This is a genomic window from Mycobacterium sp. (assembly GCF_035623875.1).
In the GTDB taxonomy this organism is placed as follows: Bacteria; Actinomycetota; Actinomycetes; order Mycobacteriales; family Mycobacteriaceae; genus Mycobacterium.
The window spans coordinates 1-10,646 of the sequence record NZ_DASPSP010000068.1; the positions used below are offsets into that span (position 1 = coordinate 1).

At 65.9% G+C, this 10,646-nt stretch carries 11 protein-coding genes; 4 read left to right on the forward strand and 7 right to left on the reverse strand.

From position 1 onward, the window contains the following. Positions 1-180: hypothetical protein (locus tag VEI45_RS05785; protein WP_324851012.1), on the forward strand; the 180-nt coding region annotated here is incomplete at its 5' end. Here the strand turns inward: VEI45_RS05785 and VEI45_RS05790 are convergent. After that, a complete protein-coding gene (locus VEI45_RS05790) occupies positions 177-938 on the reverse strand; it encodes an SOS response-associated peptidase (protein WP_324851014.1) in 762 nt (253 codons plus the stop codon). The two genes, VEI45_RS05785 and VEI45_RS05790, sit on opposite strands and share 4 nt — an antisense overlap. Before the next feature lie 35 nt (positions 939-973). Here VEI45_RS05790 and aroA point away from each other — a divergent pair, with 35 nt between their 5' ends. Further along, positions 974-2,257 (forward strand): 3-phosphoshikimate 1-carboxyvinyltransferase, encoded by a 1,284-nt coding sequence (gene aroA, locus VEI45_RS05795; protein WP_324851016.1) that lies wholly within the window; start codon positions 974-976, stop codon positions 2,255-2,257. Further along, positions 2,254-3,234, forward strand: a complete 981-nt coding sequence (gene rsgA / locus VEI45_RS05800; RefSeq protein ID WP_324851018.1) for a ribosome small subunit-dependent GTPase A — start codon at positions 2,254-2,256, stop codon at positions 3,232-3,234. The genes aroA and rsgA overlap by 4 nt, the downstream gene beginning before the upstream one ends. A gap of 2 nt (positions 3,235-3,236) precedes the next feature. Here rsgA and VEI45_RS05805 read toward each other — a convergent pair whose 3' ends face one another. Next, entirely contained in the window at positions 3,237-3,728 is a 492-nt protein-coding gene (locus VEI45_RS05805) for an SRPBCC family protein (protein WP_324851019.1), read from the reverse strand. An 84-nt stretch (positions 3,729-3,812) separates the two neighbouring features. Here VEI45_RS05805 and VEI45_RS05810 point away from each other — a divergent pair, with 84 nt between their 5' ends. After that, positions 3,813-4,832 (forward strand): LLM class flavin-dependent oxidoreductase, encoded by a 1,020-nt coding sequence (locus tag VEI45_RS05810; RefSeq protein WP_324851021.1) that lies wholly within the window; start codon positions 3,813-3,815, stop codon positions 4,830-4,832. A 126-nt stretch (positions 4,833-4,958) separates the two neighbouring features. On the opposite strand, the gene VEI45_RS05815 is transcribed toward VEI45_RS05810, so the two are convergent. The 5 genes from VEI45_RS05815 to VEI45_RS05835 form a co-directional block, all read right to left on the reverse strand. Next, positions 4,959-6,257, reverse strand: a complete 1,299-nt coding sequence (locus VEI45_RS05815; RefSeq protein ID WP_324851023.1) for a fatty acid desaturase — start codon at positions 6,255-6,257, stop codon at positions 4,959-4,961. Between the two features lie 78 nt (positions 6,258-6,335). After that, positions 6,336-7,472: a ferredoxin reductase gene (locus VEI45_RS05820; protein WP_324851025.1), complete on the reverse strand. Its 1,137-nt coding sequence runs from the start codon at positions 7,470-7,472 to the stop codon at positions 6,336-6,338. A 63-nt stretch (positions 7,473-7,535) separates the two neighbouring features. Then, positions 7,536-8,045, reverse strand: a complete 510-nt coding sequence (locus VEI45_RS05825; protein WP_324851029.1) for a DUF6912 family protein — start codon at positions 8,043-8,045, stop codon at positions 7,536-7,538. Positions 8,046-8,061: 16 nt separating this feature from the next. Next, complete coding sequence (gene ppk2, locus VEI45_RS05830) at positions 8,062-8,859, reverse strand: polyphosphate kinase 2 (protein ID WP_324851031.1); 798 nt, start codon at positions 8,857-8,859, stop codon at positions 8,062-8,064. 135 nt (positions 8,860-8,994) lie between these two features. Then, complete coding sequence (locus VEI45_RS05835) at positions 8,995-10,401, reverse strand: wax ester/triacylglycerol synthase family O-acyltransferase (protein ID WP_324851027.1); 1,407 nt, start codon at positions 10,399-10,401, stop codon at positions 8,995-8,997. Positions 10,402-10,646: the final 245 nt, after the last annotated feature.

A 10,646-nucleotide genomic window follows, 5' to 3' on the forward strand; every position in this document is an offset into this window, starting at 1 on the left:
CTGCTCGCCGGAATCGATGCCGAGCGAAGACCATTGGCGGCGCTGACGGCGCAACTGCTACTGGTGGAAACACTGATGGCAACAGGCAGGACCGATGACGCCAATGCCATGTTGCCGCGTGTCGCGGCGCGGTGCAATGAACGCGGACTGTCCCGTTTGCTCATAGACGCTGGACTTTAGAGCAGTCTCGCTTGCTCGGGCTGCGGCTCGGCGGGCTCGAGTAGCTCGGGCCCGTTGTTACGCACGTTGTTGACCAGCGTCGAGATCTCACGCATCTCGATGCCGCGCACGTCGGGCGGGTTGGCCAGTAATTCAAGATCGGCTGGGGCGTCGGGATTCAGCCAGCGATCCCAGTCATGTTCGGCCACGATCAACGGCATCCGGTCGTGGATCTCGGCGAGCTCGCCGACCGCATCGGTGGTGATGATGGTGCAGCTCAGCAGCGGGGTGGCATCTTTCGCCGGCTTCCACACCGACCACAGGCCCGCCATGAACAGCATCTCGCCATCGGCGCGATACATGAAGAACGGCGTCTTGCGGGCTTTCTTGCCGGCTTCGGTCGCGGGGTTGGCCCGCCATTCGTAGTAGCCGTCCATCGGGACCAGGCAGCGTTTGGATTTGGCGCTCGCGCGAAACGCCGGCGATGTAGTGACCTTGTCGGCCCGGGCGTTGATCAGTTGCGGGCCTTTGGACTCCGGCGCGCCATCGGATCCCGCCTTGACCCACGGCGGTATCAGCCCCCAGCGCATCAGCCGCACCCGTCGGGTGGGTTCGTCGTCGGGTTCGTCATGCCGCCGGACCACCGTGGTGATGGTCGTGGTGGGCGCCACGTTGTAGTTGGGTCCGGAAGCGGACTCTGCCGAGCGGGCCTCGTTGATCGCCTGGATCTTCTCGGCCAGCGCGGCCGGATCTGTCGTGACCGCGAATCGTCCACACATAACCCCATGGTGCCTGGTACGCCATGATGGAGCACGTGAGCACCTGGACCGCACCCCACGCGCATCGACCGGTGTGTGCGACGGTGACGGTACCGGGCTCGAAGTCCCAGACCAACCGGGCGCTGGTGCTCTCGGCGCTGGCGGCCGCGAACGGCGGCGTTTCGACGATCAGCGGGGCGCTGCGCAGCCGCGATACCGATCTGATGATGGGCGCGCTGGTTGGGTTGGGCCTGCATGTCGAGGGGTCGGGAACAGAACTGACGGTCAGCGGGAAGATCTCCCCGGCAGCCGACGCCCGGATCGATTGCGGTTTGGCCGGCACAGTGTTGCGTTTCGTCCCGCCGCTGGCCGCGCTGGGTGTCGCCGCGGTGACCTTCGACGGTGACGAGCAGGCCCGGGTCCGGCCGATCGCGCCGTTGCTGGACGCACTGCGCGGCCTGGGCGTCGACATCGACGGCGACCGGTTGCCGTTCCGGGTGCGGGGCGCCGGATCGGTCGCCGGCGGGGCCGTGGACATCGACGCCTCGGCGTCGTCGCAGTTCGTCTCCGGCCTGCTGCTGTCCGGTGCGTCGTTCACCAAGGGCCTGATCGTGCAGCACACGGGTCCGGCGCTGCCGTCAGCACCGCACATCGCCATGACGGTGGCGATGCTGCGGCAAGCCGGCGCCCTGGTCGAGGACGCCACACCCAACCGCTGGCAGGTGCGACCAGGCCCCATGGCGGCCCGGCACTGGCACATCGAACCGGACCTGTCCAATGCCGTCCCGTTCATCGCGGCGGCCGTCGTCAGCGCGGGGACGGTGCGCATCACCGGCTGGCCGGCCGACAGCATCCAACCCGCCGACGCGATTCTGAGTATCTTAGGGCAACTGAATTCTGTTGTGAAGCAGTCAGATTCGTATCTCGAGGTGCGGGGGCCGCAATCCTACGGCGGGTTCGACGTAAACCTGCGCGACGTCGGTGAACTCACCCCGGCGGTGGCGGTGCTCGCGGCGCTGGCCAGCCCGGGCTCGGTGTCAAGGCTGACCGGCATCGCCCATCTTCGCGGTCATGAAACCGACCGTCTGGCCGCGCTGAGCACCGAAATCAACCGGCTGGGCGGCAGTTGCTCGGAAACCGCCGACGGCCTGGAGATCACCGCGACGCCGCTGCGGCCGGGGACCTGGCAGTCGTACGCCGATCACCGGATGGCGATGGCCGGTGCGATCGTCGGGCTACGGGTCGCCGATGTCGAAGTGGACGACATCGAGACCACCGCCAAGACGTTGCCGCAGTTTGCGCGGCTGTGGACGGACATGGTCGGGGAGTCCAGCGGTTGAGGCCGGGCGACTACGACGAGTCCGACGTCAAGGTCCGCTCGGGACGCGGTTCGCGACCGCGGACCAAGACCCGGCCCGACCACGCCGACGCAAAACCGGCCATGGTGGTCAGCGTCGACCGCGGGCGCTGGGGATGTGTGCTCGACGGCGACCCCGATCGCCGGGTCACCGCGATGCGGGCACGGGAACTGGGCCGCACCCCGATCGTCGTCGGCGACGACGTCGACGTGGTCGGCGATCTTTCCGGGCAGCCGGATACCTTGGCCCGCATCGTGCGGCGTGGCCCGCGGCGAACGGTGTTGCGGCGCACCGCCGATGACACCGATCCCACCGAGCGGGTCGTCGTCGCCAACGCGGATCAACTGCTGGTCGTGGTGGCCCTGGCCGACCCGCCGCCGCGCACCGGCCTGGTCGATCGAGCGCTGATCGCGGCCTATGCCGGCGGCCTGCTACCGATCCTGTGCCTGACCAAGACCGATCTGGCACCCGCTGCGCCGTTCGCCGAGCAGTTCGCCGACCTCGATCTCACCGTGGTCAGCGCGGGCCGCGACGACCCGCTGGACGCCGTCGCCCACCTGCTGGTCGGGAAAATCACGGTGCTGCTCGGTCATTCCGGGGTGGGCAAGTCAACTTTGGTGAATCGGCTTGTGCCGGAAGCGGATCGAGCAGTCGGCGAGGTCACCGAGATCGGCAGGGGGCGGCACACCTCGACGCAATCCGTGGCGCTGCCGTTCCAGGCTGGTGGCTGGGTGATCGACACCCCGGGGATTCGCTCGTTCGGGCTGGCCCACATCGAGTCCGACGATGTGGTGCTGGCGTTCTCCGACCTGGCCGAGGCGATCAAAGACTGTCCGCGCGGCTGCGGGCATATGGGACCACCCGCGGATCCCGAATGCGCGCTGGACACCCTGACCGGACCGGCCGCCCGTCGCGTCGCCGCAGCACGGCGTCTGCTGGCCGCGCTACGGGAGGGCTGACCTCAGCCCTCGGCCTGCGACCGAATCTGTTCGAGGTTGGCCTGCATGTTCTCCTGCCATTCGGCAAGTCGCCGGGAGACGATCCTGGCCTCCTTCTCCGGTTGGGCGACGATCGCCGGGGTCAGTCCCGACGGTCCCGGCCCCATCCGAGCCCACTGTCGGACCAGCACGCCGTCGCTGGCCGGTTCGACCTCGAACGCCCACGTCGCACTGACCCCCTCGGGTCCGATGACGTTGTACACCCAACGGCGTTCGTCCTCGACTTCGACCACCTCGCAGACCGTCGCCCAATCGCCGAACGCGGCGTGCTTGTTGCGACCGCGGAACCGCGCACCGACTTCGACCGCTTCGGCCCCATCAAGCCACTCGACAGCTTCTAGTTCCGAGGAACACCGCGCAGGCAGGCCGATGTCCGTCACCAAGTCCCATGCCGTACGCACGTCACACCGAACACGCTGTGTTACTTCCACTGTGGGTTGATCGCGATAACGCATTGTTCGTCCTTCTCGGCGGCCGCCGGTGCAGGTGCCGGCCCTTTTGCAATAGTGGCTAGCATGCCAGCCATGAAGGTTGGCGCCATGATCGAACCCCGCCTGCCGGGCGCCGCAGAGTTCGCGGCCGCCGCCGAGCGCATCGGTGTCACGTCGCTGTGGGTGCCCGAGATCTGGGGCTACGACGCACTCACCGGGCTGGCCTACCTGGCCGCCAAGACGTCGTCGGTGCAGCTCGGAACGTTTGTCGTGCAATTGGGCTCGCGCAGCCCGGCGCTCTTGGCGACGTCGGCGCTGAGCGTGCAGGAGCTCTCCGCAGGCCGCTTCATCTTGGGCATCGGCACCTCGGGGCCACGGGTGATGGAGGGCTGGCACGGCGTCCGGTTCCGCAAACCGGTGCAGACCACGAGGGAGACCATCGAAATCATCCGCACGGTCAGCCGCGGCGAGCGGCTCGAGCACGCCGGCGAGGTCTACCCGCTGCCACTGCCGGACAGCCGCGGCGCCGCGCTACGCCCCCTGGTCCGGCCCGACCATGTCCCGGTCTACGTGGCGGCGATGGGCCCGCAGAACCTGCGACTGACCGGCGAGATGGCCGACGGCTGGCTGGGCAACGCCTTCATCCCCGAAGCCGCGGAGGTGTTCTTCGGCCCGTTGCGCCAAGGAGCGCAGCGGGCCGGCCGCACCCTCGACCAGCTCGACCTGGTCGCCCCCGTCGCCGTCGAGTTCCACGACGATCAGGCCGCCGCCGACGCCGCCGCGCGCCGCCACGCCGACGGCTACGCGTTCACGATCGGCGCCATGGGCGCGAGCGGTTCGGGTGGCCGCAATTTCTACAACGACGCGTTCACCCGGCTGGGTTACGGGACCGAAGTCGACACCGTCGCGGGACTATGGCAAGCCGGGAAGCACGACGAGGCGCGCAGCGCGGTGCCCCTGGACCTCGGCCGCCTGACGAATCTGCTCGGCACAGCCGACACCATCGCCGACCGGGTGGGCCGCTACCGGGCGGTCGGCATCACGACGCTGCTGGCGAAACTCGAAGGCGACCTCGACCAGCAGCTGGCGACATTGCAACGGCTGGTCGCCATCGCCGATGCAGCGTGAGTGGCGTGCGCCAGCTGGGATCACCCCGAATTCGTCGGCATATTGCGCGGCGAGGTCGGCCGACGGTGTGAGGTAGTCGAAGGCACGGGCGGTCCAGATGCCCAGATCGTTGAGAGCTCGGCGCGGCTAGGCGGCCAAGTCGTCCCGCCAAGTCGGTCGCGCCTTCCCGCCAACCCGTTTGGCTCGCTTGTCGCGGCGCCAACCTCGCACGGTGGCGATTGCAGTCTTCAGCCCGCGGCGGCGCCCGGTTGCCGGATCGGTGCCGGCGAAACCCGGCTCCAGCACGGCGAACATCGACTCGCTGCGGGTCTCCGGTGCGTTGTCCGCGGTGTCGCGCAGGTATTTATCCGGCAACGACAGCTTGGCGATGGTCCGCCACGTCTTTGCGTACTGCAACAGGAAAGAGCCTGTGGTGTAAGGCAAGTCGTACTTGTCGCAGAGCTCGCGCACCCGCACCGATATCTCAGCGAGCCGGTTGCTCGGCAGATCCGGGTACAGGTGGTGCTCGATCTGATGGCACAGGTTGCCGCTCATGAACCGCATCGTCGGCCCGGCGTTGAAGTTGGCACTGCCCAGCATCTGCCGCAGATACCACTGGCCCTTGGTCTCGCCGATCATGTCGGTCTTGGTGAATTTCTCGGCGCCGTCGGGGAAGTGGCCGCAGAAGATCACAGCGTTGGCCCATAGATTGCGGATCACGTTGGCGACCGCGTTGGCCTTCAGCGTCGACTTGTACGTGGCGCCGGGTGACAGCGCGGTCACCGCCGGGAACGCGACATAGTCCTTGAACACCTGGCGACCGGACTTGGCCAAGAACTCGTCGACCCGCTGCCGGGCTTCCTCGTGACCCATCCGCTTCTTGACGATCCTGCCGATCTCGACATGCTGCAACCCGACGCCCCATTCGAAGCCGATCGCGAGCAGGGTGTTGAACAGCAAGTTGAAGAGATTGAACCGCTTCCAGGGCTGGTCGCGGGTGACGCGCAGCATGCCGTAGCCGACGTCGTCGTCCATGCCCAGAATGTTGGTGTACTTGTGGTGCACGAAATTGTGGGTGTAGCGCCAGTGCTTGGACGCCCCGCTCATGTCCCACTCCCACGTCGAGGAGTGAATCTCGGGGTCGTTCATCCAGTCCCACTGGCCGTGCATGACGTTGTGGCCAATCTCCATGTTCTCGATGATCTTGGCCACAGCGAGAGTCACGGTGCCCGCCCACCAGGCTGATCGTCGCGAGCCGGCCGCCAGCAGCACCCGGCCTGCGACCTCCAGTGCGCGCTGCGCAGCGATCGTGCGGCGGATGTAGCGGGCATCCCGCTCGCCGCGAGATTCTTCGATGTCCTGGCGGATGGCGTCCAGCTCAACGGCCAGGTTCTCGATGTCGGCCGCGGTCAGATGTGCGAATACGTCAAGGTCGGTGATCGCCATATTGCCTTCCTGCAGTCTGCAGTTGGATGACCTACGCTATCGTAACCTACGAAACCGTAGGTTACTATTGAGTAACTGTTAGACGTCGAGGACGCAGTCGCCCGACGCGGCCGAAATGCAGGTCTGCACCCGTGTTCCCGGCTCATGTTCGGCACCGGTTCGCAGATCCCGCACATGGCCTTCCACTAGGCCTACCACGCAGGATTGACAGATACCCATCCGGCAGCCGAACGGCATCTGCACACCCATCCGCTCACCGGCATCCATCAGCGACGTCGCCGCATCGGCGGTGGTGCTTTTTCCGCTCTTTGAAAACGTTACCGTGCCACCGGCTCCGGCTGGCGCCGCGCGCGGTACCGCAAAGCGCTCGAGGTGCAAGCGCTCGCCGACACCGGCCGCCGACCATGCACGTTCGGCGGTGTTGAGCATGGCTTCGGGTCCACAGGCCCAGGTCTGGCGCTCACGCCAGTCCGGCACCTCGGCGTCGAGCCTGGTCAGATCGAGCCGACCCTGGCTGCGCGTCGTGCGCAGCCGCAGCCGATACCCGGCGTGCTCGCGGGCCAGCTGGTCAAGCTCCGCACTGAACATCACGTCGGCCTCGGTGGGCGCCGAATGCAGGTGGATCACGTCGGTGATCTGCTGTCGGCGGACCAGCGTGCGCAGCATCGACATCACCGGGGTGACGCCCGACCCGGCGGTGATGAACAACACGGCCGGTGGCGCCGGATCGGGCAGCACGAAATTGCCCTGCGGGGCGGCCAACCGCACGATCGTTCCGGGCTTGACACCGCCCACCAGGTGGGCGGACAGGAAGCCCTCGGGCATCGCCTTGACGGTGATGGTCACCGTGCGGGCGCCCTTCACCGGGCTCGACGTCAGCGAATACGAGCGCCACCGCCAGCGACCGTCAACCAAAAGCCCGATCCCGATGTACTGACCCGGCTCGTAGTCGAAGCCGAAACCCCAGCCCGGCTTGATGACCAGCGTCGCGGAGTCGTGCGTCTCCCGCCGGACCTGCAGTACGCGGCCTCGCAATTCCCGGGCCGACCACAACGGGTTGGCAAGCCGCAGATAGTCGTCAGGCAACAGCGGTGTGGTGATGCGCTGGGAAAGGCTGCGCAACGCGTGCCAGCCGGGGTGCGTGTCCATCCCCGCAACCGTAACCGGCTCGGTTTCGACCACGTTGGCGGTGACTCGTGCGATTTTCCTGGTCATTGGGCAAGCTCCTGCTCTCCCAACCTACGGTACCGTAACCTACGGTCCCGTAACCAGCCCGGCTCACAGCAGTTCGAGCAGAAACGGTAGCTCTTGGGTGGCGTACCAGGCCAGATCGTGGTCCTGTGCGTCGCCAACCGTCAGCTCGGCGTCTTCATCACCGAGGTCGGCCTCGTCGATGACCGCGATCGCCGCCCTGACATCCGCTTCGGCGGCGGCATTGTCCACAAACGCGGCGATGACATCGTCGATCGCCACCCGTGCCCCGATCCGTACGACGGCGTCATCGAGATCCGGGCGCAGCGTCACATCACCGACGTCGGCAACCAGCACCGCCCGCCGCGGCGGCGACTTTGCGCCTGGCTCCTCGGCGTCGGCGGCCAGCAGCCGCAGCGAGGCCAGCGCCGCCTCGCGCAGCGCGACTTCGCCGAGCTCGTCGTCGTCACCTTCCGCGTACGCCTCCCGCAGCCTCGGCGTCACCGCGAACGCGGTGCCGTTGACCGGGCGAAGCGAACCATCGGCGATCAGTTGCTGCAGCATGGCCAGTGTCACCGGGATGTAAATCTGCATCAGACAGCGCTCACCCGGGTCACTCCTTCGGGCCGATCAAAGTTGCCACATAGTCGTCCACGTAGGTCGACAGCTCGCGCGGTGGCCGATGATAGTTTTCGCTGACCACCGGACTGGCGGGCAATTTGACCTTCGGTCTCTTCACGTCTTGATAGTCGATGGTGGACAACAGATGTGCCATCATATTGAGCCGAGCGTGTTTCTTGACGTCTGATTCCACGACATACCACGGGCTATTCGGCGTATCGGTGTGCACCATCATCTCGTCTTTGGCGCGTGAATAGTCCTCCCACCGATACAGCGATTCCAGATCCATCGGGCTGAGTTTCCATTGCCGCACTGGATCATTCCGCCTGGCTTTAAACCGACGCAGCTGCTCGTCGTCGGATACCGAAAACCAGTATTTCCGTAGCAGAATCCCGTCATCGATGAGCATCTGCTCGAAGATCGGTGTCTGGCGCAGGAACAGCACATACTCCTGCGGTGTGCAGAATCCCATGACTTTCTCGACGCCGGCACGGTTGTACCACGACCGGTCGAACAGCACGATCTCCCCTTTGGCGGGCAGATGCGCGATATAGCGCTGGTAGTACCACTGCCCGCGTTCCCGATCGGTCGGGGCGGGCAACGCGGCGATCTGTGCGACGCGCGGGTTGAGGTATTCGGTAATCCTTTTGATCGTGCCGCCCTTGCCCGCGCCGTCACGGCCTTCGAAGATGACCACGACGCGGGCACCGGAAAATCGCACCCACTCTTGAAGTTTGACGAATTCCGTTTGCAGCCTGAATAATTCGGCCGAGTAGACCGCATTAGGGATCTTCGGCGGTGAATCCTTGTGCGATCTGTGCTTCTTTGGTTGCTTCGTTTTCGCCGATGTTTCGGTGGCAGATCTGGTGCTCACACCATCGAATGGTAGGTCCGCAACATGACTTTGCACCCGCGAATGGCAGTTCTACTGTGCGGCTTCCAACAATTCATCGAGGGATTCGCCCAGCAGCACCGGTAGTACGTCGACATCGCTCATCGCGTCCCGGTCGGCGTTGATGCCGAAATACAACATGCCGTTGTAAGAGGTCACGCCGATGGCCAGCACCTGGTTGTTGAGCAGCGGTGGTACCGCGTAGCTCTCCAGTAACTTCGCGCCGGCAATGTACATCTGCGACTGCGCGCCGGGCGCATTGGTGATCAACAAGTTGAACAAGCGCGCCGACAAGCCGGTGGCGACCCGAATGCCCATGGCGTGCAATGTCGGCGGCGCAAAACCCGACAGCGTGACAATGGTTCGGGCATCGACCAGGCTGGCCGAGGTCGGATTGGACTCGGTGGCGTGCGCGATCTGCGACAGCCTTACGACCGCGTTGCCCTCCCCTACCGGCAGGTCGACCAGAAAGGGCGCCACCTGGCTGATCGCCAGCCCGCGGCTCGACGAGTCGAATGTCTCGTCCACGTAGACCGGCAAGGGCGCCATCGCCCGCACCGTTGCGGTTGGCGCCGCCGCCTCGCCGCGGGACAACAGCCAGTTGCGCAGTGCGCCGGTGATCACCGCCAGCACCACATCGTTGACGTCGCAGTTGTAGCGCGCTCGAATGGCCCGGTAGTCATCAAGACGTCCACGCGCGACCGTGAACCGCCGGTTGCGGGACACCCTGGTGTTGAGCGGGCTGCTGGGCGCGTTGCCCCGTGCAAGTGTGCGGGCGACGTCGAACATCCGTCGCCCGAGATCAATGAGTTGGCCGGCATTGGTGGCCAGCTCGGTAACTCCGGTGCGGGCAGCCCTCAGCTGCGCCCGCGGGCGGGTAGCCCAGTCGCCGACGGCGCCCAATAGCAGCCGGGTGGTACCGGGTTCGCGGGCCGGTACCCAGATGTCCTCGACGGACGGCGGGAGCCGCCGGTTTCGGTCAGCGATGACGTGACCGATCTCCATCGCGCCCATGCCGTTGATCAGCGCCTGGTGCGACTTGGTGTAGAGGGCGAGGCGATTTTTGGCCAACCCCTCCACCAAGTACATCTCCCACAGCGGCCGGGACTTGTCCAGCGGTCGTGCCGCCAGCCGACCGATCAGTTCGTGCAACTGCTCGTCGCTGCCCGGCGACGGTAACGCTGAGCGCCGGACATGGTAGGTGATGTCGAAATCGCGGTCGTCGATCCAGACCGGCCTGGCCAGCGCAAACGTCACTTCGCGGACCTTCTGCCGATACCGCGGCACCTGTGGCAGTCGCTGTTCTACCGTGGCCAACAACGTCTCGTAGCTCAGCCCGGCCCGCGGCTGACGCAGAATCGACAGCGAGCCCACATACAGCGGGGTGGCGGTGTTTTCCAGCTGGTAGAAGGACGCGTCCGAAGTGGACAACCTCGCCACGTCGCCTCTCCCCTTGCCTTCCCTTACGAATTCGTCGGCTGATCCATCTGCCGCTCACGGTAACCGTCCATGCCGGCCTGCCGCAGCGCGGGTACGCGCCCGCGACGATTGTGCGATGATCGTCACAGTTGTCTGCCACTCTCCAGCAGGCTTACTTTCTCGGCCCCTTCGTAAGCATTGGGAGAGTGCGGTGTTGACCAGCCCGAGCCCATCCGACAATGACGCCTTCGCGGTCATACCCGTCG